This window comes from Pseudomonas sp. PDM17, from assembly GCF_014851985.1.
Taxonomy (GTDB): Bacteria; Pseudomonadota; Gammaproteobacteria; order Pseudomonadales; family Pseudomonadaceae; genus Pseudomonas.
In genome coordinates this window covers 311,283-335,659 of sequence record NZ_JACVAT010000003.1, presented here as the reverse complement: position 1 = coordinate 335,659, position 24,377 = coordinate 311,283, and the positions used below count along the sequence as shown (strand labels likewise).

At 62.2% G+C, this 24,377-nt stretch carries 21 protein-coding genes, 2 tRNA genes and 1 pseudogene; 18 read left to right on the top strand and 6 right to left on the bottom strand.

What is annotated here, in order from left to right; genetic code table 11:
• Nucleotides 1-38 precede the first annotated feature (38 nt).
• The 7 genes and pseudogenes from hflK to IB256_RS30965 all read left to right on the top strand — a co-directional run bounded on the left by hflK (nt 39) and on the right by IB256_RS30965 (nt 7,024).
• Entirely contained in the window at nt 39-1,211 is a 1,173-nt protein-coding gene (gene hflK / locus IB256_RS11800; protein ID WP_192292983.1) for an FtsH protease activity modulator HflK, read from the top strand.
• Nucleotides 1,211-2,080 (top strand): protease modulator HflC, encoded by an 870-nt coding sequence (hflC, locus tag IB256_RS11795; RefSeq protein ID WP_081515534.1) that lies wholly within the window; start codon nt 1,211-1,213, stop codon nt 2,078-2,080. Before hflK ends, hflC begins: the two co-directional genes overlap by 1 nt.
• A gap of 107 nt (nt 2,081-2,187) precedes the next feature.
• Nucleotides 2,188-2,373, top strand: a complete 186-nt coding sequence (locus IB256_RS11790; protein WP_037012084.1) for a DUF2065 domain-containing protein — start codon at nt 2,188-2,190, stop codon at nt 2,371-2,373.
• A 33-nt stretch (nt 2,374-2,406) separates the two neighbouring features.
• The gene (locus IB256_RS11785) at nt 2,407-3,585 is read left to right on the top strand and encodes an ATP phosphoribosyltransferase regulatory subunit (RefSeq protein WP_138214041.1); all 1,179 of its coding nucleotides are present in this window, start codon (nt 2,407-2,409) and stop codon (nt 3,583-3,585) included.
• A gap of 63 nt (nt 3,586-3,648) precedes the next feature.
• Nucleotides 3,649-4,944 carry an adenylosuccinate synthase gene (locus IB256_RS11780; RefSeq protein WP_138214042.1) on the top strand — a complete coding sequence of 432 codons (1,296 nt, stop codon included), beginning with the start codon at nt 3,649-3,651 and terminating at the stop codon, nt 4,942-4,944.
• 145 nt (nt 4,945-5,089) lie between these two features.
• A pseudogene (locus IB256_RS30970) lies at nt 5,090-6,166 on the top strand (HAMP domain-containing protein); the annotation flags it as partial.
• Complete coding sequence (locus tag IB256_RS30965) at nt 6,140-7,024, top strand: methyl-accepting chemotaxis protein (protein ID WP_412547962.1); 885 nt, start codon at nt 6,140-6,142, stop codon at nt 7,022-7,024. The pseudogene IB256_RS30970 and the gene IB256_RS30965, both read left to right, overlap by 27 nt.
• A gap of 98 nt (nt 7,025-7,122) precedes the next feature.
• Here the strand turns inward: IB256_RS30965 and IB256_RS11770 are convergent.
• Both IB256_RS11770 and IB256_RS11765 read right to left on the bottom strand, forming a co-directional pair.
• A tRNA-Leu gene (locus IB256_RS11770) sits at nt 7,123-7,209 on the bottom strand.
• A gap of 146 nt (nt 7,210-7,355) precedes the next feature.
• Nucleotides 7,356-7,442 (bottom strand) — tRNA-Leu (locus tag IB256_RS11765).
• A gap of 205 nt (nt 7,443-7,647) precedes the next feature.
• On the opposite strand from IB256_RS11765, the gene rnr reads away from it, so the two are divergent.
• The 8 genes from rnr to alr all read left to right on the top strand — a co-directional run bounded on the left by rnr (nt 7,648) and on the right by alr (nt 16,044).
• Complete coding sequence (gene rnr / locus IB256_RS11760; protein WP_192292979.1) at nt 7,648-10,377, top strand: ribonuclease R; 2,730 nt, start codon at nt 7,648-7,650, stop codon at nt 10,375-10,377.
• Nucleotides 10,374-11,126: a 23S rRNA (guanosine(2251)-2'-O)-methyltransferase RlmB gene (gene rlmB / locus IB256_RS11755; protein WP_081515539.1), complete on the top strand. Its 753-nt coding sequence runs from the start codon at nt 10,374-10,376 to the stop codon at nt 11,124-11,126. Before rnr ends, rlmB begins: the two co-directional genes overlap by 4 nt.
• Nucleotides 11,127-11,329: 203 nt before the next feature.
• Entirely contained in the window at nt 11,330-11,746 is a 417-nt protein-coding gene (gene rpsF, locus IB256_RS11750; RefSeq protein WP_015479136.1) for a 30S ribosomal protein S6, read from the top strand.
• Between the two features lie 29 nt (nt 11,747-11,775).
• Complete coding sequence (gene rpsR, locus IB256_RS11745; protein ID WP_003095634.1) at nt 11,776-12,006, top strand: 30S ribosomal protein S18; 231 nt, start codon at nt 11,776-11,778, stop codon at nt 12,004-12,006.
• 34 nt (nt 12,007-12,040) lie between these two features.
• Complete coding sequence (locus IB256_RS11740; RefSeq protein ID WP_151188491.1) at nt 12,041-12,910, top strand: hypothetical protein; 870 nt, start codon at nt 12,041-12,043, stop codon at nt 12,908-12,910.
• Between the two features lie 21 nt (nt 12,911-12,931).
• On the top strand, nt 12,932-13,378 hold the full coding sequence (gene rplI / locus IB256_RS11735; protein ID WP_015479134.1) for a 50S ribosomal protein L9: 447 nt from the start codon (nt 12,932-12,934) through the stop codon (nt 13,376-13,378).
• A 126-nt stretch (nt 13,379-13,504) separates the two neighbouring features.
• Nucleotides 13,505-14,899: a replicative DNA helicase gene (gene dnaB / locus IB256_RS11730; RefSeq protein WP_081515541.1), complete on the top strand. Its 1,395-nt coding sequence runs from the start codon at nt 13,505-13,507 to the stop codon at nt 14,897-14,899.
• Nucleotides 14,900-14,967: 68 nt separating this feature from the next.
• Entirely contained in the window at nt 14,968-16,044 is a 1,077-nt protein-coding gene (gene alr, locus IB256_RS11725; RefSeq protein ID WP_192292973.1) for an alanine racemase, read from the top strand.
• On the opposite strand, the gene IB256_RS11720 is transcribed toward alr, so the two are convergent.
• Nucleotides 16,045-17,922: a diguanylate cyclase domain-containing protein gene (locus IB256_RS11720; protein ID WP_192402661.1), complete on the bottom strand. Its 1,878-nt coding sequence runs from the start codon at nt 17,920-17,922 to the stop codon at nt 16,045-16,047. It lies immediately after the preceding gene.
• Nucleotides 17,923-18,340: 418 nt separating this feature from the next.
• On the opposite strand from IB256_RS11720, the gene IB256_RS11715 reads away from it, so the two are divergent.
• From IB256_RS11715 to IB256_RS11705, 3 genes are read left to right on the top strand one after another with little or no spacing between them, the layout of a single operon-like run.
• Nucleotides 18,341-18,757, top strand: coding sequence for a very short patch repair endonuclease (locus IB256_RS11715; RefSeq protein ID WP_192402654.1), 417 nt, complete (start codon nt 18,341-18,343; stop codon nt 18,755-18,757).
• Entirely contained in the window at nt 18,754-19,965 is a 1,212-nt protein-coding gene (locus IB256_RS11710) for a DNA cytosine methyltransferase (protein WP_192402652.1), read from the top strand. Before IB256_RS11715 ends, IB256_RS11710 begins: the two co-directional genes overlap by 4 nt.
• Entirely contained in the window at nt 19,962-20,612 is a 651-nt protein-coding gene (locus tag IB256_RS11705; RefSeq protein ID WP_192402650.1) for an Eco29kI family restriction endonuclease, read from the top strand. The genes IB256_RS11710 and IB256_RS11705 overlap by 4 nt, the downstream gene beginning before the upstream one ends.
• A 14-nt stretch (nt 20,613-20,626) precedes the next feature.
• Here the strand turns inward: IB256_RS11705 and IB256_RS11700 are convergent, their stop codons facing one another.
• The 3 genes from IB256_RS11700 to IB256_RS11690 are packed head-to-tail and all read right to left on the bottom strand — an operon-like array spanning nt 20,627 to nt 23,984.
• Nucleotides 20,627-21,571 carry a plasmid partitioning protein RepB C-terminal domain-containing protein gene (locus tag IB256_RS11700; RefSeq protein ID WP_192402648.1) on the bottom strand — a complete coding sequence of 315 codons (945 nt, stop codon included), beginning with the start codon at nt 21,569-21,571 and terminating at the stop codon, nt 20,627-20,629.
• Nucleotides 21,568-22,470, bottom strand: coding sequence for a plasmid partitioning protein RepB C-terminal domain-containing protein (locus IB256_RS11695; protein ID WP_192402646.1), 903 nt, complete (start codon nt 22,468-22,470; stop codon nt 21,568-21,570). Before IB256_RS11695 ends, IB256_RS11700 begins: the two co-directional genes overlap by 4 nt.
• Complete coding sequence (locus IB256_RS11690; protein ID WP_318653564.1) at nt 22,467-23,984, bottom strand: recombinase family protein; 1,518 nt, start codon at nt 23,982-23,984, stop codon at nt 22,467-22,469. The genes IB256_RS11695 and IB256_RS11690 overlap by 4 nt, the downstream gene beginning before the upstream one ends.
• Nucleotides 23,985-24,377 lie beyond the last annotated feature (393 nt).

Sequence of the window (24,377 nt, the reverse complement as noted above, 5' to 3'; positions counted from 1 at the left end):
CCGTAGGCGCGTTTTCGCGTTATCAGATGGAGAGCGCTATGGCTTGGAATGAGCCGGGTGACAACTCGAACAAGAACGACCAGGACCCCTGGGGTGGACGCCGTGGTGGTGGTCGCCAGGGCCCGCCTGATCTGGATGAGGCCTTCCGCAAGCTGCAAGACAGCCTGAACGGAATTTTCGGCAAACCCAAGCGCGGCAGTGGTTCGGGCGGTGGCGGCAGTGGCCGGGGCGGTAGCCTCGGTCTGTTCGGTATCGGCCTGGCGATCCTTGCGGTGCTGTGGCTGTACAACGCCATCTACGTCGTGGATGAGCAGGAGCAGGCGGTGATCCTGCGCTTCGGTCAGTACCACGAGACCGTGGGCCCCGGCCTGAATATCTACTTCCCGCCGATCGACAAGAAGTTCCAGGAGAACGTCACCCGCGAGCGTGCCTACAGCAAGCAGGGTCAGATGCTCACCGAGGACGAGAACATCGTCGAGGTTCCGCTGACCGTGCAGTACAAGGTCAGCAACCTGAAGGACTTCGTGCTCAACGTCGACCAGCCGGAAGTGAGCCTGCAGCACGCCACCGAAAGCGCCCTGCGCCACGTGGCCGGCTCCACGACCATGGACAAGATCCTCACCGAGGGCCGTGAACAGATGGCCACCGAGGTGCGTGATCGCCTGCAGCGTTTCCTCGATACCTACAAGACCGGTATCACGGTGACCCAGGTGAACATTCAGAGCGCCGCCGCGCCGCGTGAAGTACAGGAAGCGTTCGACGACGTGATCCGTGCCCGCGAGGACGAGCAGCGTGAGAAGAATCAGGCCGAAGCCTACGCCAACGGCGTGGTGCCTGAGGCCCGTGGCCAGGCCCAGCGCATCATCGAGGAAGCCAACGGCTACCGCGATGAAGTGGTCTCCCGCGCCCAGGGTGAGGCGGATCGCTTCGCCAAGCTGGCCGGCGAGTATCACAAGGCTCCGGACGTCACCCGTCAGCGCCTGTATCTGGACACCATGCAGGACGTCCTGAGTCAGACCAGCAAGGTGCTGGTGACCGGCCAGCAGGGTCAGAACAACCTGATCTACCTGCCGCTGGACAAGATGATGGATGGCCGTGGTTCGGCAGCTCCGAGCTCCACGCCGAGCACGAGCAGCAGCACGCCGGATATCGGTTCGCGGGTCGCCAACGATCTGCAGCAGCGTGACACGCGTACCCGGGAGAGCCGCTGATGAGTAACAAGTCCCTGATCGCCCTCATCGCGGGTGTGGTGGTTGCTGTTGCCGTCTGGAGCAGCGTCTACGTGGTGCAGCAGACCGAGCGCGCCGTCATGCTGCGTTTCGGTCGCGTGGTCGAGCCGGACGTGAAGCCCGGCCTGCACTTCAAGATTCCGTACGTCAACACGGTGCGCAAGTTCGACGGCCGCCTGCTGACCCTGGATTCGCCGACCCAGCGCTTCCTGACGCTGGAGAAGAAAGCGGTGATGGTCGACGCCTACGCCAAGTGGCGAGTCTCCGATGCCGAGCGCTTCTACACCGCGACTTCGGGTATGAAGCAGATCGCCGACGAGCGTCTGTCCCGTCGTCTGGAAGCCGGTCTGCGTGACCAGTTCGGCAAGCGCACCCTGCACGAAGTGGTATCGGGTGAGCGTGATGCGCTGATGGGCGATATCACGGCCTCGCTGAACCGCATGGCGCAGAAGGAGCTGGGCATCGAGGTGGTCGATGTTCGCGTCAAGGCCATCGACCTGCCCAAGGAAGTGAACCGCAGCGTGTTCGAGCGCATGAGCACCGAGCGTGAGCGCGAAGCCCGTGAGCACCGCGCCAAGGGTCGCGAGCTGGCCGAAGGTATCCGTGCGGATGCCGACCGTCAGCGTCGTGTGCTGCTGGCCGAGGCTTATCGCGAGTCGGAAGAGACCCGCGGCGACGGCGATGCGAAGGCAGCGGCGATCTATGCCAAGGCCTACACTGCCGATCCGGAGTTCTACGCCTTCACTCGCAGCCTCAAGGCTTACCGCGAGAGCTTTGCCGACAAGAAGGACGTGCTGGTGCTCGATCCGAGCAACGAGTTCTTCCGCTATCTGGAAAAAGCTAAACCGTAAGTCAAAGTCTCCGGCGGGCGGCAGCGCCCGCCGGAGAAATCGTGTTATCATGGGTCAGCCGGGAAATCCCGGCTTTTTTGCGTCCGCGAGAATGATGTACGAGAGCCATGTGGCAGGAATTCGGCAAGGCGTTCTGTCTGTTGCTGGTGCTGGAAGGCATCCTTCCATTCCTGTATCCGCGTGGTTGGCGCGACGCCGTGAGCGGGCTCGGGCGCCTTGGCGACCGCAGTCTGAGACTCATCGGGCTGGGCAGCATGCTGCTCGGCACCGTCCTTCTTTACTGCATTCATTGAAGTGCCGCCCGGCCTAAAAAGGAGAGAGGCGACATGGCAACGGTAGACCGCTGGCTGCTGCCAGATGGAATCGAAGAAGTGCTGCCACCGGAGGCGGCCCGCGTTGAAGCAGCCCGCCGTCAGGTGCTGGACCTGTTCCAGCGCTGGGGTTACGAGTTCGTCGTCACTCCGCATATCGAATACCTGGAATCCCTGCTGACCGGTGCCGGCCAGGATCTGGACCTGCGTACCTTCAAGGTTACCGATCCGGCTTCCGGCCGCCTGATGGGCTTCCGTGCGGACATCACGCCGCAAGTGGCGCGCATGGACGCCCATAGTCTACGTCGCGAAGGCCCGAACCGACTGTGCTACGCCGGCAGCGTGCTGCATGCCCGTCCGCGTGCGCTGGCCACTTCGCGCAGCCCGATCCAGCTGGGCGCCGAGCTTTACGGCAACACCGGCTCGGCCGGTGACGTCGAAGTCATCAGCCTGCTGCTCGACATGCTCGAGATGGCCCAGGTGCCGGACGTGCACATGGATCTCGGTCATGTCGGCATCTACCGCGGCCTGGCCCAGGCTGCCGGGTTGTCTGGCGAAGTCGAGCAGCTGCTGTTCGACGCCCTGCAGCGCAAGGCCGTGGACGAAGTCGCGGCGCTGACCGAAGGCCTGCCGAGCGAACTCGCCGGCATGCTCCGTGCGCTCGCCGAGCTGTGCGGCAGTCGTGAGGTGCTGGAGCAGGCGCGTGAAGTGCTCGCTGGTGCTCCGGCCAACGTCCAGGCGGCGCTGGCTGATCTCACCGCCATCGCCGACTCGCTGGCGGCGCGTTTCCCGCAACTGCCGTTGTACTTCGACCTCGGCGAGCTGCGTGGCTATCACTATCACACGGGCGTGGTGTTTGCCGCGTTCGTGCCTGGGGTTGGCGAGTCCATCGCCCAGGGCGGCCGTTACGACGACATTGGTGCCGATTTCGGCCGTGCGCGTCCGGCCACCGGTTTCTCTACCGACCTCAAGACCCTGGTCACTCTCGGCCGCGCCCAGCTCGACGAGCCGCGCACCGGAGTCTGGGCGCCGGCCGATGGGGCTGGCTTGTGGCAGGCGGTGCAGCAGTTGCGCCGTCAGGGCGTGCGCGTGGTACAGGCGCTGCCCGGGCAGGATGCGGCTTCGGCTTCCGAAGCGGGCTGCGACCAGCAACTGCTGGTTCGCGATGGCAATTGGCAGGTGGCCGCGCTCTGAGGCGCGCCACTTCGAGTTTCCGCCGGCCGCGGCCGGCACCGAACTTCCAAGGGGACAAGAGTTATGGGTAAGAATGTCGTAGTCCTGGGCACCCAGTGGGGTGATGAGGGCAAAGGCAAGATCGTCGACCTGCTGACCGACCAGGCTGCTGCCGTGGTGCGTTACCAGGGCGGCCACAACGCTGGTCATACCCTGGTGGTCGCTGGCGAGAAGACCGTACTGCACCTGATTCCGTCGGGCATCCTGCGCGAAGGCGTGCAGTGCCTGATCGGCAATGGCGTGGTGCTGGCACCCGACGCGCTGATGCGCGAGATCGCCAAGCTGGAAGAAAAGGGCGTACCGGTGCGCGAGCGCCTGCGCATCAGCCCGTCCTGCCCGCTGATCCTGTCCTTCCACGTGGCCCTGGACCAGGCTCGCGAGAAGGCCCGTGGCGACGCGAAGATCGGCACCACCGGTCGCGGCATCGGCCCGGCTTACGAAGACAAAGTGGCCCGTCGCGGCCTGCGCGTGGGCGACCTGTTCCACCGCGAGCGTTTCGCTGCCAAGCTGGGTGAGGTTCTGGACTACCACAACTTCGTCCTGCAGCACTATTACAAGGAACCGGCCGTCGACTTCCAGAAGACTCTGGACGAGTGCATGGCCTACGCCGAAGAGCTGAAGCCGCTGATGGCCGACGTGACCTCGACCCTGCACGACCTGCGCCGCGCCAACGAGAACATCATGTTCGAAGGCGCCCAGGGCTCGCTGCTGGACATCGACCACGGCACCTACCCCTTCGTCACCAGTTCCAACACCACCGCTGGTGGCACCGCCACCGGTTCGGGCTTCGGTCCGCTGTACCTCGACTACATCCTGGGTATCACCAAGGCCTACACCACCCGCGTGGGTTCCGGCCCATTCCCGACCGAGCTGTTCGATGACATTGGCGCGCGCCTGGCCAAGGTCGGTCACGAGTTCGGTGCCACCACCGGCCGTGCCCGTCGTTGCGGCTGGTTCGATGCCGTCATCCTGCGTCGCGCCATCGAGATCAACAGCCTGTCCGGCCTGTGCCTGACCAAGCTGGACGTCCTCGACGGCCTGGAAACAGTGCGCATCTGCACCGGCTACAAGAACGCCGCCGGCGAGCTGCTGACCGACGCGCCGACCGACGCCGACAGCTACATCGGCCTGCAGCCGATCTACGAAGACCTGCCGGGCTGGAGCGAATCCACCGTGGGTGTTCAGACCCTGGAAGGCCTGCCGGCCAATGCGCGTGCTTACATCAAGCGCATCGAGGAGCTGGTCGGTGCGCCCATCGACATCATCTCCACCGGCCCGGACCGCGCCGAGACTATCGTCCTGCGCCATCCGTTCGGCTGATCCCCAGCTGCACACTGCAACGGGTCGCTCATGCGGCCCGTTGTCGTTTCCGGGGTTTGGTTTTTCGCAGCGGCACGCGCTTTGCTGGTGAAACGGATTGGCGCCTTTCGCGCCAGACATCCGTTACGTCCGGAGGAAGTCCGCCGTGTCCGCCGTCCTGTCTTTATTGCGCAGCCGCCTGCTGCGCCCCGCTTTCATCGCCCTGGGAGTCGCGCTGCTGGTGCAGCTGGCGATTGCCCTCTGGCTTACCCGTAGCACCGTCGATGGTCTGGTCAGCGGCCTGGGGGCGCACCTGGGTAACGAATCGCAACGCCTGGCCGGCGAGCTGGAGCAGGCCGGCAAGGAAGTGACTTCCGGGCTGAACGATCTTTCCGTGCGCACTCGCGAGCGTCTGGGCTCTGCGCTCTCGGCGCGGCTGGAGGAAGAACAGGGCCAGTTGCGTGAGGGGCTGGAGCAGAACCTGCGCCAGTCCGCCACGGAATTGGCGCAGCTGCTCGCCGCCGTGGCGCCCAAGGCCATGTGGGACAAAGACGTGCCGGTGCTCTCCGACTATGCTCGGCGCGCCCAGGCCAACCCCAATGTGCTCTTTGTGGTCTACGACGATCCGCAGGGCCAGCACCTGACCCGCTACCTCAATCGAGAGGATGCGCGGGTGCAGGCGCTGCTGGAGAAGGGCAAGGGCGAGCGCGCCCTGGACAAGGTGCTGGAGGCGGCGAGTCATGACAGCTCGGTGTTTCTCGTCGAGGCGCCGATCAGTCCCAATGGCGTAATTATCGGTACGGTGCGTCTGGGCGTTTCCACTGATGCCATCGAGAAGCAGATCGCCGCACTGGACCAGCGCTTCTCCGCCCTGGTCGCCAGTGGCGATCAGCTCGTGGGCGACAGCCTTGCAGGTGCTGCGGCGGACAGCGCCAGGGCACTTACCGCACGCCTGCAATCGGCGAAGCAGGCGGCGGATGGCATGAGTCAGGGTGCGAAGGCTTCCATCGAAGAGGCGGCGGGAACGCTGCGCTGGCGCATCGGCATGGGGCTGCTGCTGGTAGGGATTGGTGTATTGCTCTGCCTGGCTGTCGTGCTCGGTCGGCGTGTGGTGAATCGCCTGCGCTTGCTGATCGATGCGCTGAATGACCTGGCGGCCGGGGAGGGTGACCTGACTCGGCGCGTGCGCCTGGATAGTCGTGACGAGCTGGGTGAGATGGCGACGGCGGTGAACCGCTTCGTCGATAAGCTCCAGCCCATCGTGCGTGAGGCGGGGCAGGTTGCGCAGCAGACCGGCAGTGAAATCGCCGCGCTGGCCAGTCGCAGCGCCAGTGCCGAGGCGGCGGCGGACCGGCAGCGCAATGAGGTGGCCGGTAGCCTGGAGGCGCTCTCGGGCATGGCGGCGGAGGCGGAAATGGAGAGCCGCTCCATGCAGGCGGCGTTGGCGCGGATCGGCGAGATCCGCAAGGCGGCGCAGGACAATGCGGCCATCGCCTGTAAAGTGGGGGGGCTGATCGAGACCCTGGAATCCCGCGTGCAGAATGGCGCCGGCGTAATCGAGCGCCTGGCGCGGCAGAGCGAGCAGATCGAAGTAGTGCTCTCGGTAATCCATGGCATCGCCGAGCAGACGAATCTTTTGGCGCTGAACGCGGCCATCGAGGCGGCGCGCGCGGGTGAGAGTGGTCGCGGGTTCGCCGTGGTGGCGGACGAGGTGCGTGCGCTGGCGAGCAAGACCCAGCAATCCACGGGTGATATCCAGTCGCACATTGGAGCGTTGCAGGAGGGTGCGCGCGAGGCGGTGTCCGCTATCGGGCAGGCCCGCGAGCAGGCGGTGCAGGGTTTGGCCGCGCTGCAGGATAGCGAACGCCTGCAGCGCGAAGTGCAGAGCGCGGTGGAGGAGGTGCACGGCGCCATCGAGGCCGCGACCCATTCGGCGCAACAGCAGGCGGCCGGCGCCGCGGCGGTGCGTGGGCGGGTCGAGGTGATCCATGCTGAAGCGAGTCGCGCGGCGGAAGCGGTGAGTGCGACGGCCAGCAGTGGGCGAGTGCTCGATGGGCTGGCGGGTCAGTTGCGTGCCAGTCTGGGGCAGTTCAAGGCTTGAGGTCGGTAGACCTCGCCGGGCGTTCGCGCCTGGCGAGGTAAAAGACGGAAAGCCGAAAACAAAAAAGCCGAGCTATGCTCGGCTTTTTTGTTTGAAGATGGTGCCCAGGAGAAGACTCGAACTTCCACGGTGTTGCCACCGCTAGGACCTGAACCTAGTGCGTCTACCAATTCCGCCACCTGGGCATGCTTTTCAGCATGGGGTGCGATGATCGCTCATCGTCTTGCGGTGATGCAACCCTTGGTTGCATCTGGCGGTCTATTGTTCGGTTATCAGGGTTCCGAACCCGCCTGATAAAGCCTGTCAGAGACTGACTTTATCCTTGAATAAGTGGTGCCCAGGAGAAGACTCGAACTTCCACGGTGTTGCCACCGCTAGGACCTGAACCTAGTGCGTCTACCAATTCCGCCACCTGGGCACTGGAGTCGATGATTACTCATCGTTTCCGTGTTACAACATCTGTCTGACGCTGTGGGCGCGAACTATACGGAGAGCGTTTTCGCTTGTAAACCCCTGATGCGATAAAAAATTTATTCTTGCCCGAAGCTGACCGACGGGCGGGTTTCGCGCTTCAATAAGCACATGGCGATCCATATCCCTATATATAAGGTGACCGCACTTTAATGGCCGATTGGCAAAACCTCGATCCCGAGGCCGCCCGCGAGGCGGAAAAATACGACAACCCCATCCCCAGCCGTGAACTCATCCTGGCGCACCTCGCCGAGCGCGGCGCCCCCGCGACGCGGTCCCAGTTGATGGACGAGCTCGGCCTCTCCGGCGAAGAGCCCGAAGAAGCACTGCGCCGCCGGTTGCGCGCCATGGAGCGCGACGGCCAGCTTATCTATACCCGCCGTGGCGCCTATGCCCCGGTGGACAAGCTCGACCTGATCCTTGGCCGCATCGCCGGCCACCGCGACGGCTTCGGCTTCCTGATCCCCGATGACGGCAGCGACGACCTGTTCCTCAGCCCGACGCAGATGCGCCTGGTGTTCGACGGCGACCGCGCCCTGGCGCGCGTGTCGGGCTTCGACCGCCGTGGTCGCCGCGAAGGCGCGATAGTAGAAGTGGTCGAGCGCGCCCACGAGACCATCGTTGGTCGCTACTTCGACGAGAGCGGCATCGGCACGGTCGTGGCGGACAACCCGAAGATCCAGCAGGAAGTGCTGATCCCGCCGGGCAAGGCTGGCAAGGCCAAGCACAACCAGTTCGTCCAGGTGCGCATCGACGTGTGGCCGAGCGTGCATCGCCAGGCCCAGGGTGAAGTGGTGGAAGTGCTCGGCGACTACATGGCGCCGGGCATGGAAATCGAAGTCGCCCTGCGCAGCTACGACATTCCCCATACCTGGCCCGAGGCCGTGGAGAAGGAAGCCGCCAAGCTCAAGCCCGAAGTGCTGGAGAAGGACAAGGAAAAGCGCGTCGACCTGCGCGCCCTGCCTTTCGTCACCATCGACGGCGAGGACGCCCGCGACTTCGACGACGCGGTCTACGCCGAGAAGCGCAAGGGTGGCGGCTGGAAGCTGTTCGTCGCCATCGCCGACGTCTCTCATTATGTGAAGGTCGGTTCGGCCCTGGATGAAGAGGCGGCCAAGCGCGGCAACTCGGTGTACTTCCCCGAGCGCGTGATCCCGATGCTGCCGGAGATTCTTTCCAACGGCCTGTGCTCCCTGAATCCGCTGGTCGATCGCCTGGCCATGGTCTGCGAGATGAACCTCTCCAAGGCCGGCAAGATGACCGATTACCAGTTCTACGAGGCGGTCATCCATTCCCATGCGCGCCTGACCTACACCAAGGTCAGCCAGTACCTGGAAACTCCCGACAGCCCCGAAGGCCAGCGCCTGAAGGAACAGCTGCCGGCGGTGGTGCCACACCTCAATACCCTTTATGACCTGTACAAGGTCCTCGTCGGCGCGCGCCACGTGCGTGGCGCGATCGATTTCGAGACCCAGGAAACCCGCATCGTCTTCGGCGCGGACCGCAAGATCTCGGAAATCCGCCCGACCCAGCGCAACGATGCGCACAAGCTGATCGAGGAATGCATGCTGGCGGCCAACGTCGCCACCGCCAAGTTCCTCGAGAAGCACGCCATCCCGGCGCTGTACCGCGTTCACGACGGCCCGCCGCAGGAAAAGCTGAACAACCTGCGCCAGTTCCTCGGCGAACTGGGCCTGACGCTCTATCGCGGCAAGGGCGACCCGACCCCGGCGGACTACCAGAAGCTGCTGGAGTCCATCCAGGGCCGCCCGGACCTGCAACTGATCCAGACCGTGATGCTGCGCTCCCTGAGCCAGGCGGTGTACAGCCCCGAGAACGCCGGCCACTTCGGCCTGAACTACGAGGCCTACACCCACTTCACCTCGCCGATCCGCCGTTACCCGGACCTGCTGACCCACCGCGCCATCCGTGGCCTGATCCGCTCCAAGGCGGCATCCGAGCACGTGCAGCGCGTTGGCGCTGCCAGCATGCCGAAAGCGCGCATCTATCCGTACGACGAAGCCCGTCTGGCCCAGTTGGGCGAGCAGTGTTCGTTGACCGAGCGCCGCGCCGACGAGGCGACCCGTGACGTCACCAACTGGCTGAAGTGCGAGTTCATGCGCGAGCGCGTGGGCGAGACCTTCCCCGGCGTGATCACTGCGGTGACTGGCTTCGGCATCTTCGTCGAGCTGAGCGACATCTATGTGGAAGGCCTGGTGCATGTCACTGCACTGCCCGGCGACTACTACCACTTCGATGCCGTGCATCATCGCCTGAGTGGCGAGCGCACCGGCCGCAGCTTCCGTCTTGGCGATACCGTCGAGGTAGTCGTAGCGCGCGTCGACCTGGACGAGCGCAAGATCGACTTCGAACTCTCCGACAACGTGCTCAGCGCACCCATCGGCCGCAAGAAGCGTGACGAGAAGGCCGAACCGGCCGCCAAGGGTAAAGCGGCCAAGGGCCGGGCGCCCAAGGCTGTGGCGGCGAAAGACAAACCGGCGCGGGCTCCGCGTGCGGTGGCGGACGATCCGTACCTCGCGCCGGATGTTGCCGTGCAGCCGCGCAAGCGCAAGGTCGGCGTGGTCCAGGCGCTGCCGTCGGTAGCCCCTGAAATGCTCGCCAAGGCCGACGAAATGCTCGGCAATACCGATGTGCGCAAGAGTCGCGAAGTGAAGAAGGCGCTGCTCGAAGAGGCCAAGGTTGGCGGCAACAAGCCGGCGGCCGGTAAAGGCAAGGGTGCCCCCGCTGCGGGCAAGCCGCGCAATCCTTCGAAACAGAAAGCCCGGTCCGCCAAGTCCTCCAAGCACCGCAAGGGCTCTGCTGCGCCCAAGGCGGGAGCCACTGGCGGCGCGCCGGCCAGCAAGCGTAAGGCGAAGAAATGAGTCAATGGGAACAGGTCTACGGAGTCCATGCCGTAGAAGCGCTGCTGCGCCATCATCCGAAACGGGTCAAGCAGCTGTGGCTGGCCGAAGGCCGTCAGGACCCACGCGTCCAGGCGCTGGTCGAGCTGGCCGGGCAGGCGCGCGTGCCGGTGGGCACGCGCGACCGCAAGGAGCTGGATGAGTGGGCTGAGGGCGTGCACCAGGGCGTGGTCGCCGAGGTCAGCCCGAGCCAGGTGTGGGGCGAGAACATGCTGGAGGAGCTGCTGGAGCGCTCCGCCGGCCCGGCGCTGCTACTGGTGCTGGATGGCGTGACCGATCCGCACAACCTTGGCGCCTGCCTGCGCACCGCCGATGCGGCGGGTGCGCTGGCGGTGATCGTGCCGAAGGACAAGTCCGCCACCCTCAACGCCACCGTGCGTAAAGTGGCCTGCGGCGCCGCCGAAGTCATCCCGCTGGTGGCCGTGACCAACCTCGCGCGCACCCTGGAGAAGCTCCAGCAGCGTGGCCTGTGGATCGTCGGCACTGCCGGCGAGGCGACCCAGATGCTCTATGAACTCGACCTCACCGGGCCGACCGTGCTGGTGATGGGCGCCGAGGGCAAGGGCATGCGCCGTCTGACCCGCGATCACTGTGACTACCTGGCCAAGCTGCCGATGCAGGGCAGCGTCAGCAGCCTGAACGTCTCGGTGGCTACCGGTGTGTGCCTGTTCGAGATCGTCCGCCAGCGCCAGCTCAAGACAGGCGCCTGACGTCCCCACGCGAGGCGGCCCCTGCCGCCTCGCGCTGTTCAAAGTTTCACCAGTTTTCCTTGCGCCCCCCGGCGCGCTTCTCTAGAATGTCGGCCCTTGTCGTCCGGGCAGGCGTTCGCGCGTGCTTCCGAGCGACAAGGAAAAAATCATTCACTCCTTGTCTGACCGCTTTGTCGGCAGGCTGCAATCCGTAAGGAGCATTTATGCGTCATTACGAAATCGTGTTCCTGGTTCACCCGGACCAGAGCGAACAAGTCGGTGGCATGGTCGAGCGTTACACCAAAGCCATCGAAGAAGACGGCGGCAAAGTCCACCGTCTGGAAGACTGGGGCCGTCGTCAGCTGGCTTACGCCATCAACAACGTGCACAAGGCTCACTACGTTCTGATGAACGTCGAGTGCACCGCCAAGGCCCTGGCAGAAATGGAAGACAACTTCCGTTACAACGACGCCGTGATCCGTAACATGGTCATCCGTCGCGACGAAGCCGTTACCGGCCAGTCCGAAATGCTGAAGGCCGAAGAGAGCCGTAACGAGCGCCGCGAGCGCCGTGAGCGTCCCGAATCGAACGAGGGCGAGTCCGCTGACGGCGAAGATAGCCGCGACAGCGCTGACGAGTAATCCCGGACCAGTATTGAGGAGCCACACACATGGCACGTTTCTTCCGTCGTCGTAAGTTCTGCCGTTTCACCGCTGAAGGCGTGAAAGAGATCGATTACAAGGATCTCAACACCCTGAAGGCCTACGTTTCCGAAACCGGCAAGATCGTTCCGAGCCGTATCACCGGCACCAAGGCCAAGTACCAGCGTCAGCTGGCGACCGCTATCAAGCGCGCCCGCTACCTGGCCCTGCTTCCCTACACCGACAGCCACGGCCGTTGATCGGGCAGTCGACTGGAATTGATGGATAGATCGCATGCGCGCATTGGCTGAATTTGTCATGCGAGGCCGCATGCAGGCGACCCTGGTGGTCGTCGCAGCCGCGGTACTGCAGCCTTTGTTCTGGCTCGGTGCCGCAGCAGGCAGTCTGGTGCTGTTGCGCCGTGGTCCCAGCGATGCCTTTGGCATCCTGGCCTGGGCGCTGCTTCCGGCACTGGCCTGGTGGTACCTGGGTGACCCCAGCGTGAGTCTGGTTCTGGTGGGTAGTGCCGTGCTGGCGCAGGTTCTGCGCAGCAAGGTGTCCTGGAATCAGGTGATGCTGGCGAGCGTTGTGCTCGGTGCGGTGTTCGTGCTGCTGCTCAGCACGGTGTCGGCCGGGTTGGTCGCAGGTCTGGCCGATGCATTCGGCAAGGCCCTGCCGCAGGTTCTGGCCGAAGCCAAGCTTTCGCCGGAACAGATGGCCGCCCTGCAGGCGGAGATGGTCCCGACCATCACCGGCCTGATGGCAGCCTCGCTGCAGACGATCAGCCTGTTGTGCCTGATGCTGGCGCGTTATTGGCAAGCAGTACTGTTCAACCCGGAAGGGTTTGGCCGCGAGTTCCGCGCACTGCGCTTGTCGCCGGGCACGGCTTTGGCGCTGCTGGTCGGCGTTGTGGCTCTGCCCTTCGCAGGTCCCGCGGCCACCATGCTGGCGCCGCTGTGCATGATCCCGCTGCTGTTCGCCGGGATCGCACTGGGGCACGGCCTGGCCGCGCTGAAGAAGCTTCCGGGCTTCTGGCTGGCACCGCTGTACCTGCTGGTATTCGTACTGGGCAATGTGATCTGTCTTGTCGCCGTAGTCGACAGTCTGTTTGATTTTCGCGGTCGCCTGGCCAAGCGCCAGAAAGCTGCGAACGGTGAAGGTTAAAAGTTAAGAGGTAAGACTCAAATGGAAGTCATCCTGCTGGAAAAGATCGCCAAACTGGGCAACCTGGGCGACAAGCTGAACGTAAAGGGCGGTTACGCTCGTAACTACCTGCTGCCGCAGGGCAAAGCCACCGCTGCCACCGCTGCCAACGTCGCTGCTTTCGAAGAGCGCCGTGCAGAGCTGGAAAAAGCCGCTGCTGAGAAAAAAGCCGCTGCTGAAGCTCGTGCTGCCCAACTGGCCGAACTGATCGTGACCATCGGCGCCCACGCTGGCGACGAAGGCAAGCTGTTCGGTTCGATCGGCACCCGCGACATCGCCGACGCCGTTTCGGCTGCCGGCTACCCGCTGGAAAAGAGCGAAGTTCGCCTGCCCGACGGCGCCCTGCGCGCTGTAGGCGAATACAACATCGAAGTGCAACTGCACATGGATGTTGATGCAACCCTGCACGTGGTTGTAGTCGCCGAGTAAGCGATCCGTCGCTAGGACGATTCACACGGCTTGCCTGGGTGAATCAGTCCAATAACAATGGGCACGGTACCGATCCTCGGTCCGTGCCCTTTGTTTTTCCGCCGTTTCACACAACACGAAGAGCCCATGAACGACATCACCATCCCCGAGCAATACGACCTGCAGACCGCTTCCCTCAAGGTGCCGCCGCACTCGATCGAAGCCGAACAGGCGGTGCTGGGTGGCCTGATGCTCGACAACAATGCATGGGAGCGCGTCTCCGACGCCGTGTCCGATGGCGACTTCTACCGCCATGACCATCGCCTGATCTTCCGCGCCGTCTACAAGCTCGCCGAAGCCAACCAGCCGATCGACGTGGTGACCCTGTCCGAGATGCTCGAGCGCGAAGGGCAGCTGTCCCAGGTGGGCGGCCTCGCGTACCTCGCGGAGCTTGCGAAGAACACGCCCTCGGTAGCGAACATCAAGGCCTACGCGAACATCATCCGCGAGCGCGCCACATTGCGGCAGCTGATCGGCATCAGCAGCGACATCGCCGATAGCGCCTTCAATCCCGAAGGGCGCAGCGCCAACGAAGTGCTCGACGAAGCCGAGCGGCGGATCTTCGAGATCGCCGAAGCGCGCCCCAAGACCGGCGGCCCGGTGGGTATTGGCGACATCCTGGTCAAGACCATCGACCGCATCGATCACCTGTTCAACACCTCGGATGCGCTGACCGGCATTACCACCGGCTTCACCGACCTCGACGAGAAGACCAGCGGCCTGCAGCCGTCCGACCTGATCATCGTTGCCGGCCGTCCGTCGATGGGCAAGACCACCTTCGCCATGAACCTGGTGGAGAACGCCCTGATGCGCAGCGACAAGGCGATCCTGGTGTACTCCCTGGAGATGCCCTCCGATTCCATCGTGATGCGTATGCTCGCCTCGCTCGGCCGCATCGACCAGACCAAGGTGCGTACCGGCAAGCTGGACGACGAGGATTGGCCGCGCCTGACCTCGGCGGTGAACCTGCTCAGCGACCGCAAGCTGTTCATCGATGACACCGCCGGCATCTCGCCCTCGGAAATGCGTGCGCGTACCCGCCGCCTCTCCCGCGAGCACGGCGAGATCGGCATGATCATGGTCGACTACCTGCAGTTGATGCAGATCCCCGGTTCCGCCGGCGACAACCGGACCAACGAGATCTCCGAGATTTCCCGCTCGCTCAAGGCACTGGCGAAGGAATTCAACTGCCCCGTGGTGGCACTTTCCCAGCTCAACCGCTCGCTGGAACAGCGCCCCAACAAACGTCCGGTGAACTCCGACCTGCGTGAATCCGGAGCGATCGAGCAGGACGCCGACGTGATCATGTTCGTCTACCGCGACGAGGTGTATCACCCCGAGACCGAGTTCAAGGGCGTCGCCGAGATCATCCTCGGCAAGCAGCGTAACGGCCCCATCGGCACCGTGCGGGTGGCCTTCCTCGGCCGCTATAGCCGCTTCGAGAACCTCGCCCCCGGCATGTACAACTTCGAAGACGAGTAACGATGCCGCATTCCGCGTGACCGACGGGCGCCTTAAGATAGGCGCCCGTTTTCATTGCAGAGACAGCCATGCGCCCGCTCGTCGCCCACGTCGATCTAGCCGCCATTCGCCACAACTACGCCGTCGCCAAGCGCTGCGCGCCTGGGCGTGAAGCCTTCGCGGTGGTCAAGGCGAACGCATACGGGCATGGCGCACGGGAGGTGGTGAGCGTGCTGCACGACGAGGCTGACGGTTTTGCGGTGGCCTGCCTGGAGGAGGCTGCAGAGGTGCGCGCGCTGCACGCCGGCGCCCGCATCCTGTTGCTGGAGGGCTGCTTCGAGCCGTCGGAATACCTGATCGCCGCCCAGCTACGCCTGGACGTCGCGGTGCAAGGCCCCGAGCAGGCCCAGGCGCTGCTCGCTGCGCAGTTGCCCAGCGCGCTGAATGTGTGGATGAAGCTGGATACCGGCATGCACCGCCTGGGCTTCTCGCCCGAAGCGCTGCGTGACTGGCAGCCGCGCCTGCGCCAGGCGCCGCAGGTGGCCGAGCTGAACCTGATGAGCCACTTCGCCAACGCCGACCTGCGCGGCGACGAGCTGACCGAAGACCAGGTGGCCTGCTTCCTCAGTGTGCTGGACCTGGATTTCGACCTGCGCTCGCTGGCCAACTCCGCCGCGGTGCTGACCATTCCCGCCGCGCACATGGATTGGATTCGCCCCGGCATCATGCTCTACGGTGCCACGCCCTTTGCCGATATCGGCGCTGCCGAGCTGGGCCTGCGCCCGGCCATGAGTCTCGAAGCGCAGCTGATTGCGGTGCGCGAGGTAGCGGTCGGTGAGAGTGTTGGTTACGGAGCGACCTGGGTGGCCGAGCGGCCTTCGCGCATCGGCACCGTGAGCTGCGGGTATGCCGATGGTTATCCGCGCCACGCGCCGAGTGGCACGCCGGTGCTGGTGGATGGCCAGCGCACGGTACTGGCTGGGCGCGTGTCCATGGACATGCTGGCGGTGGACCTGACCGACCTGCCCAATGCCGCCGTGGGCGATCGCGTCGAGCTGTGGGGCGCCAACCTGCCTGTGGATGAAGTGGCGGCCCATGCCGGGACCATCGGTTACGAGCTGCTGACCAAGGTCACTGCTCGCGTGCCGCGCCGCTACCGCAACTGATCAGGCGCGGTCTTCGCTCTCCAGCCATTCTTTTTCCGGCCAGAGCTCGTTGGTCTCGCCGGCGGCTTCGCAGGCCATGGCGTAGGCTGCCCGGCCATTGCCCTTCACTTCGTAGAGTGCCTGGTCGGCGGCCTTGTAGAGCTTGCTGAATTGCATCGCATGGCTGGGGTAGATGGCCACGCCGATGCTCGGCGTGACGCGCAATTCCAGCGTTTCGAACCTCACCGGGCGTGACAGTTCGTTGAGGATGCGGCAGGCGATCTCCTTGGCGTGGCCCTCGGCATCCGGGCCGGAGATCAGCGCTGCGAACTCGTCACCGCCCAGGCGCGCCACGCAGTCGCTGCCGCGCACACATTGACGAAGGCGATTGCCGACGTTCTGCAGCATGAAGTCGCCGGCGTCGTGGCCGTGACTGTCGTTGATCGGCTTGAAGTGGTCGAGGTCGATCAGCATCAGCGCCAGCGTCTCGCCGTTCTGTTGCGCATTGGCCAGAGCGTGCTCGGCGTGTTCCACCAGGTAGCGGCGGTTCGGCAGGCCGGTCAGCGGGTCGTAGTGCGCGGCGTGCTGCAGCTGCACTTCACGCTCGCGCAGTAACTGGTTGCTCTGGGTGAGTTCGGCGGTGCGCTCGGCTACGGCGGTGGCCAGGTCCTGCTGGGCGCTCTGCATCAGCGTCAAGCGCGCGCTTTTCTCGCGGTCGGCCTGTTCCAGGGCCTGGGCGCGCTCGCGCTTGAGACCCTGGATGCGCGAGGTGAGGGCGAAGGAGAACAGCACCGACTCCATGGCCACGGCAATGGGGAAGATGTACGAGGTCAGCGGCGAGGGCTGCACCACGCCGGTGGCGCGCATCACCGAAATGCTCACGCTGGTCAGCACCAGGCCGAAGCCCAGCAGGTAGAGAAAGGCTGGGAACGAACCCTGGCGCCAGCGCACCAGAGCGCCGCCGAGCGCCGCCGGCACGCCGATCAGGGTGATCGCCACCAGCATCCAGCCCGCCACGCCACGCAGGTGCAGCGCGCCGAGGACGATGGTCAGCACATACAGCGCGCAGTTCAGGTTCAGCAGCCAGTGCGACCAGCGCACGTGGCGGCGGGTCTGCAGCAGGGTGATGGTGAAACGGTGCACGCACAGGCCCCAGAGCGAGGGCAGGGTGATGCGGTCCAGCCACCAGGGCACCGGGTGATCGGGCCAGAAGTATTCGAAGCCGTGGCCGCTCATCCCCAGGCTGAACAGCAGCGCGCTGGCGGTGGTCAGCACGTACCAGAAGTACGCCGGGTCGCGCAGGGTCAGCAGGATGAACAGGTTGTACAGCAGCAGCGCGGCGATCAGGCCGTAGATGAAGCCGAGGAACAGGCTGGTATCGGCGCGGTGGTCCTGCAGGTCGTCCAGCGACCAGATGCGCAGCGGGAAAGAGTTGCCGGCCGGATCGTAGACGCGGGCATAGATGCGCACCGGACCGCTGCCTTCGGGCAGGTGGAAGACCGGGCGGCGATAGTCGCGGTCGCGGCCCTGGGCGAAGGGCACGGCCTCGCCGGACAGCGTTTCCCGGTAGGCACCCCGTTCGTCGGGTACGTAGAGACGAAAATCCCTGAGGTTGACCGCGTCCACTTCCAGCCACCAGCCACCCTGCGGGGTGGTGCGGCGGTCGAGGTCCAGGCGCAGCCACCAGCCGTCGGGGCTCTGGCCGACGCTGGTGCGTCCGTTGGCAGGCACGAAGTCGCGGCTGGCCTGCACGGCTTCCAGCGACAGCGGGCCTTCACGCTCCTGCAGCAGTTCGAGATGATCGTTGAGCCAGGCGCCGCTGGCCTTGTCGTCCAGTTCGAAGGCTAGCGCCGTGTGGCAGAACAGCAGGGTAAGCAACAGCACGAAGGCACGACGCACGACAGGTACTCCCTGGCCTGGGAGGGGTGGCCAGGCTGACTGCGGATAGTGGCTGGAGTATAGCCAGATGATGGCACTTGCAATCTACCGTGCGCCGGCTAAATCCCAGTTAAATCTGAGCTCACTGGTCGGGTGTTGTACACTTTTTGTGCTATATTCCGCGCCCGCGTTTTTCCGCGATACCTACTTAGAGATACCCCGGTGCCCGTGATGCAAGCCGCCAAGCCGTTGTTCGACTATCCCAAGTCGATCTAGGGCGGTTCGCACGGGCCCGAAGCCCCGCCGAAAGCAGACCCCATTCCCTTGGGAGTCAGTATTCTGTATCAATCTTCAGTCTTAGTCTGCGGTCTGCGGCAATTGCCTTCGCAGGTCCTTGAGCAGTGTCGTATGACCCCAATGGGCCGCACTGGTAAGATTCATGGATACGCTTTCTCCCCTTGAACGCAGCAGGCGAATGGCGCGTGTTCGGTCCAAGGACACCAAACCGGAGATGCAGGTTCGGCGTTTGGTGCATGCGATGGGCTACCGTTATCGGCTGCATGATCGCAAGCTGCCCGGACATCCCGATCTGGTTTTCAAGGGGCTTCGGAAGGTGATTTTTGTTCATGGATGCTTTTGGCATCGTCATGAAGGATGTGGGCTGGCACGGTTGCCGAAGTCCCGTTTGGACTTTTGGTTACCGAAGCTCGAAGGCAACCGGCTGCGGGATGCGCGGAAGCTGGAACAGCTCAACCAGCTTGGTTGGACCTCACTCGTCATCTGGGAATGCGAGCTGAAGGACATAGGATTATTAGAAAAAAGGTTGAAGACCTTTTTGGGGTGGGGGCAGGAATGAAGTCCGTTGAGCTTTTCGCGGGGGCCGGTGGCCTAGCGATGGGTTGTGAGTTGGCCGGGTTTTCCCCGTTGGCGGTGGTCGAATGGGACAAATGGGCCTGCGATACCGTTCGCGAGAATCAGAATCGCGGATATCCCTTGGTGTCCGGCTGGAACCTACATGAAGGTGATGTACGCGGCTTCGACTGGAGCAGTCTTCCAGAGGGAATCGAATTGCTGGCCGGCGGACCTCCCTGCCAGCCATTTTCGATTGGCGGTAAGCACCAAGCTTACGATGATCGACGCGACATGTTTCCGGCGACCGTTGAAATCATTCGGACTCTGAAGCCGAAGGCTTTCATCGTTGAAAACGTAAAGGGGCTGACGCGGGCGACCTTCGCCAATTACTACCAGTACATCCTGCTTCAGCTCGAATTCCCCGAGCTTCCCCCTCGGAAAAATGAAGGGTGGCACGATCATTTGATGCGCCTCCAAGCTGAGCGGACTTCCGGCAAGCGGAAGGGCAAAGGGCTTGCCTACAACGTCGTTCCGACTCTTGTGAATGCCGCTGACTATGGCGTTCCGCAAAAGCGCGAGCGTGTGTTCATTGTTGGCTTCCGCGATGACCTGGGTATCGAGTGGTCCTTCCCGGAAGCAACTCATAGCTATGACGCCTTGCTGCATTCCCAATGGGTGACCGGTGAATACTGGGATCGTCATGGTCTCAAAATGCCCGAGGTGCCATCCAAGCTACAGGCTCGCGTAAGAAGGCTGACAGGCGACCTGCTGCCGATGGACAAGCTTCCGTGGCGGACCGTTCGCGACGCAATTTCCGATTTGCCTGCCCCTGAGTTGAAGGCAGCACGGAACGTGCCCAACCATGTGTTCCAGGCCGGCGCGCGGGTCTATCCGGGGCATACCGGAAGCCCTTGGGATTTGCCGGCCAAAACCTTGAAAGCCGGTGATCATGGTGTTCCTGGCGGCGAGAACATGCTGGTAAAGGATAACGGCGAGGTTCGCTACTTCACCATTCGTGAGAGCGCCCGAATCCAGACCTTCCCAGACGGATTCCGATTCCATGGGAGCTGGACGGAAACCATGCGCCAGTTGGGTAATGCTGTGCCGGTATTGCTTGCACAGCAAGTCGCATCGAGTGTCGCGGAAAAGTTGGCGATGGCGGAAATTCTGAAAATTCAGAAAAGCGCTAAGAAGGGAGTCAACGCTGCATGACTGGGAATGTCATTCCGTTTAACCCCCTCGACAAGAAGAACCTCGGCGCCAGCGTAGCAGAAGCATTGTTGACCAATGCGGTTCAACCCTTGGGCGAACTGCCGACGTTCGACGGTGCGGGTGTCTACGCAATTTACTACACCGGAGATTTCGCACCCTATTCTCGACTGGCGTCCATCAACAAAGATGGTCAGTTCAAGCTGCCGATCTATGTGGGCAAAGCTGTTCCGGCTGGCGCTCGAATGGGGGGTGGGCTGGATTCGAATCCTGGCAGGGTTCTTCATAAACGCTTAAAGGAACACGCCGATAGCATTCGTGCCGCCTCGAATCTGAATATCGATGATTTTCACTGTCGGTTTTTGGTTGTCGATGACATATGGATTCCCCTTGGCGAGTCTCTGTTGATTGCACGATTCACGCCTGTGTGGAACTCATTAATTGATGGTTTCGGCAATCACAATCCGGGGAAGGGGCGACATGCCGGGATGCGACCACGGTGGGACGTGTTGCACCCTGGTCGAGCGTGGGCGTTGAGCTTGGCGGAAAGGCAAGAAAGCGCGCAGGAAATTGCGAATGACGCAGCATCCTACCTGCGGGAGCGATTTCCTGATCTTTCAACGCATTTCATAAAGGCTGATGGACCGTAACTGCTAAAGGGTGATTATCCTGCCTCGGGGGCTGTACCCCCAAGGTCCCTGGGCAGGTCAGTCATTTCCGTGATGCGTTGAAACTCCTTCAGATACTCAGGTTGCTGCTTTGCCAGCCATCGCACGATTGCGGCATTGGCCAGTAGCTTGGATAGATAACCCCTGATGACGGTGAGATGCAGAACATCTGGGCCGTAATCGTCTTCAACGATCTTGATTTGCATCTGCAAGGCTGCGAGCTCGCGTTCCATGCGAGCGATGGACTCTGCTGATACTTGCGTATCGGGCTCTGTCTTGCGCTCGAAGGCCAGCAGATTGGCTGGGGTGGCTGCTAGCAGGGCATTGGCGAACATGGCGGAGAAGTTCCTGTTCCCAACCATCAGCTCGGCTGCTTCGATCTGCCGCAATGGCTTCATTTGCCGAAGAATGTCAAACACCTTCGCTGGACAGTTTGTGTCCGCCAGCATGGCGGCAGCATCTTCACAGATGCCATTGAGAAGTCGAAAGCGGTGCTTGATGGTCAGTGGTGACAGCCCAAGCGCCTTACCCAAGCGCTCAGCTGACACACCTCGCTCCATGGCTCGGACAATCATTTTGTGGTCTTGGACCGCAGAGAGCCGATTTATCCGTTTGTTGTACGAGTAGGTATCGTCGTCCAGAGCCACTAGACAGTCCACTTCCAGCTGTCCAAGGTCCTTGAGAGCTTCAACGCGGAGGTGGCCATCCAGCAAGAAATAATGTCCCTGAAGCTTGGGGTTGGGCATGACGGCAGGTGGTTCAACCAATCCCACGTCCTGTACCGACGCTAGAATCTGCTGGTATTTAAGGCTGTTTTTGACTGCTGGCCGTAGGACCTTCAAGGGCAAAATATTGGCGATTGCTACTCTTACGCATTCACGAAGAAAACCGCTTTTCGGTGAGGGGGACGGTAGGTTGTCTGGGGATTGTGTCATTTTCATTTCCCCATCTGCTGTATACGGGCTTGGACCAGCTTCGGCACAGACCCTAGCCTTTCGGCCCTTAGCAGCGCGATAAACTCGCCGGTGTTCAGCAACTCCTTCAGTGCTTGGATCGAGAAAATCAGGCGGTCATGGGTGTAGGCTGCTTTCTTGACCATCAGTCGCTGTCGTTCGGCTTCTCGTTCGAATAGCCGTCGGAGGTCGGCGGTTGTCATCCGCTTCTTCTTGGGTTGACCGCCACCCATTGGGTTGGCTCGGACCAGTTTGTCCTTCTTTGCTCGCAACTCCAGTAGATGTCGAAGCGTTGTTAACTTTTTGCCTCGGAAGCCATACTCGTACGCTTCTGCAAGAAGGTTTTGAATTTCAGCTTCACTGCTCCTGGCGATATCCGTGGCCATGCTCAATGGAATCAGGCCGGTTTCTACGGCGGCCAATAGCTTTTCCTCCCCGCGTTCCAGCAGTCCGCCGATCATATTGACCCATGAAGACGTCACCCCAATTCGTTCGGCGATTTCTGCATCACTGTAACCACGCTCGCGCAAACGTCCGACTTCGTTCATCAAGTCAATCGGCCGATGTTGCCGTCTAGCTACGTTTTCCACCAGGCTCATGACAAGGCAGTCTTCTTCGTTGGCATCGATTACAAACGCGGGGATAGTGGTCTGCTTCAGTGCTAGGAAGGCTTCCAACCGGCCTTGCCCACATACAAGGTCGTACTTGTGTGGGCCACGGTCTTCGGTTCTTCGACTGACTGTAATTGGTCGTTTCAGGCCCACGTTCCGGATGTTGTCGATCAGTTCGCGGTGAATTCGTTTATTCCTGGTCCGGGGGTTGAGCACATGGATTTGTGCAATGGGGATGAGTTCGACTTGTTCGCGTGAACCGACGGGAGCTGTCATGAAACCTCCTTCAGAGGGCTGCGTGCGGCCAACTCGTCGAGAACTGTCAGTGTTTCGAACCGATAGCTATCAATCAAAGCGCTGTTCTCTTCGACCAACCGTTGTGGCCACGCCCCCATATCGAGGCGTGGTATCAGGTAGTAGTCCATGGCATGCTGATTGGCTTGATCCATCCGGACTGCCACCGTGATGTCCGGGGACAGGTTGATGTCGAAACGAAGCCGCCAGCGCAGTGTCCCTGCCGGTGTTGGCTGGCAACGCGCGATGACGATGGAGGCTGTCCACTCTTCGTTGATGGTCAAGATGTCGCTTTCGGGATTCCGCTCCACTTCTGCACCGACTTGCAGTAGATGCGAGGCGACTTCATCCAAGATTTGGGGGCGCCATCGACGTAGGGCGCGATTGATTTCCAGATACCGATAGTCCCTGTCAGGGGTGTATCCGATCAGTGAATACGCCCGCAGCAATCCGCCGAATCTACAGATGTAGGTGGTGCTGGACGGCATGCCTTCTTCTTCATCTATGAGAAGACCTGAAAGTGATCCTGCACGGTCGAGTAGCGAACGAAGCATCGCGAGCATCTGCGCATCGTCAAGGCGATGGCTCCGCTCCAGAATGATTTCCCGGACTCTGGTGAACAGCTCGGCGGAGACGATTCCCTGGAATGCCCCATCGCAGCGGACCCATAAATCCGGGGCATTGCGTACGGTCCGTTGTCGTAATTTGGAGGACGTTCGGTTGTAGACGTTGTTGCCGATGTATTTTTCGTTGGTTAGTACCTGGTGAACGGTGCCGCGAGTCCACAGGCGATCCAAATCAGTTAACAATCCATCAGCGTTCAGGCTGTCGGCGATGGCTCGTTCAGGTAACCGGTCGTAGACGAACTGGTGGTAGATGCGTTGGACTACTTCGATCTCAGCTTGCGGCCCAGGTACGAGGATCACGCGGTCGGTCTGAATACTCTTGTGCTGACCGCGTGACAGTTCGCTCTTGAAGCCGTGGCGATCATCTAGAAGGGCCCTGCGCAGCCCATACCCAGCTGATCCCCCTTGGTGATAGCCGAGTTGAACGAGTCTGCATTGCCCTGCGAAAACCTTGGTCGATAACTCACGGCTGTACTCGCCAGCCATCGAGCGCTTTATCCCTTTGTATATCGTCGCCAGGGGGGAACCGTCGTTATCGAAGGGTTCGGCACAGTACACAACCTGAATTCCGGCCCGAGTGCAAAGGTATTCGTAGTACGCGCTTTCGTCCGTATTCTGAAAACGGCCCCACCGGCTTACGTCGTATACCAAGATGATTTGAAAGGTTGCACAGCCTGCTTGCACATCATCGATCAAGCGTCTGAGTGCATCACGTCCACCGATGTCCAAGCCGCTCTTGCCTTCGTCTCGATAGGTTTGGACGATGGCCATACCATGGCTCATTGCATAGGCACTGATTGCGGCAGATTGGTTTTCGGTGGAATAACGCTGGTGGTCTGTGGACATGCGGACGTACTCCGCAGCCGGCACCAAACCGTCGGGGGCGAGACGCGAACACTTCTGGGAGGGGTTAGAGGTCAATTTGAACTCCCCCGCCGATCTGAACGTTGCGGCAAGTCAACGCAGATTACAGGGGCATTCGGATGATCTTGTTGCAGCCAGACGGAAGGTTATCTCAAGGGAAAGGCCGGTGAGGGGGCTGATTGAAAGAATTCTCGCCGAGGTTTCCTTCCTACTAGTTGCCGATTCGGTACCATCCCAAATCGTCTATCCCCCTAGGTAGGGGCCTTCCATGGTTCTATGTACTGTCGAAATGGCAATGCGATGGGTTTGGACGTAGTTCCGCACTAGCTTCCCGTCGCGATATGTCTCGGTGGCTATATCGTCAATCGTTTTATGCTGCCCTTGTTAGAGCCTGGCCGC

Excerpts from the sequence above, each read along its gene's own strand:
- hflK (WP_192292983.1), top strand. The coding sequence starts at position 39 with ATGGCTTGGAATGAGCCGGGTGACAACTCGAACAAGAACGACCAGGAC.
- hflC (WP_081515534.1), top strand. The coding sequence starts at position 1,211 with ATGAGTAACAAGTCCCTGATCGCCCTCATCGCGGGTGTGGTGGTTGCT.
- IB256_RS11790 (WP_037012084.1), top strand. The coding sequence starts at position 2,188 with ATGTGGCAGGAATTCGGCAAGGCGTTCTGTCTGTTGCTGGTGCTGGAA.
- IB256_RS11785 (WP_138214041.1), top strand. The coding sequence starts at position 2,407 with ATGGCAACGGTAGACCGCTGGCTGCTGCCAGATGGAATCGAAGAAGTG.
- IB256_RS11780 (WP_138214042.1), top strand. The coding sequence starts at position 3,649 with ATGGGTAAGAATGTCGTAGTCCTGGGCACCCAGTGGGGTGATGAGGGC.
- IB256_RS30965 (WP_412547962.1), top strand. The coding sequence starts at position 6,140 with ATGGCGACGGCGGTGAACCGCTTCGTCGATAAGCTCCAGCCCATCGTG.
- rnr (WP_192292979.1), top strand. The coding sequence starts at position 7,648 with ATGGCCGATTGGCAAAACCTCGATCCCGAGGCCGCCCGCGAGGCGGAA.
- rlmB (WP_081515539.1), top strand. The coding sequence starts at position 10,374 with ATGAGTCAATGGGAACAGGTCTACGGAGTCCATGCCGTAGAAGCGCTG.
- rpsF (WP_015479136.1), top strand. The coding sequence starts at position 11,330 with ATGCGTCATTACGAAATCGTGTTCCTGGTTCACCCGGACCAGAGCGAA.
- rpsR (WP_003095634.1), top strand. The coding sequence starts at position 11,776 with ATGGCACGTTTCTTCCGTCGTCGTAAGTTCTGCCGTTTCACCGCTGAA.
- IB256_RS11740 (WP_151188491.1), top strand. The coding sequence starts at position 12,041 with ATGCGCGCATTGGCTGAATTTGTCATGCGAGGCCGCATGCAGGCGACC.
- rplI (WP_015479134.1), top strand. The coding sequence starts at position 12,932 with ATGGAAGTCATCCTGCTGGAAAAGATCGCCAAACTGGGCAACCTGGGC.
- dnaB (WP_081515541.1), top strand. The coding sequence starts at position 13,505 with ATGAACGACATCACCATCCCCGAGCAATACGACCTGCAGACCGCTTCC.
- alr (WP_192292973.1), top strand. The coding sequence starts at position 14,968 with ATGCGCCCGCTCGTCGCCCACGTCGATCTAGCCGCCATTCGCCACAAC.
- IB256_RS11715 (WP_192402654.1), top strand. The coding sequence starts at position 18,341 with ATGGATACGCTTTCTCCCCTTGAACGCAGCAGGCGAATGGCGCGTGTT.
- IB256_RS11710 (WP_192402652.1), top strand. The coding sequence starts at position 18,754 with ATGAAGTCCGTTGAGCTTTTCGCGGGGGCCGGTGGCCTAGCGATGGGT.
- IB256_RS11705 (WP_192402650.1), top strand. The coding sequence starts at position 19,962 with ATGACTGGGAATGTCATTCCGTTTAACCCCCTCGACAAGAAGAACCTC.
- IB256_RS11700 (WP_192402648.1), bottom strand. The coding sequence starts at position 21,571 with ATGAAAATGACACAATCCCCAGACAACCTACCGTCCCCCTCACCGAAA.
- IB256_RS11695 (WP_192402646.1), bottom strand. The coding sequence starts at position 22,470 with ATGACAGCTCCCGTCGGTTCACGCGAACAAGTCGAACTCATCCCCATT.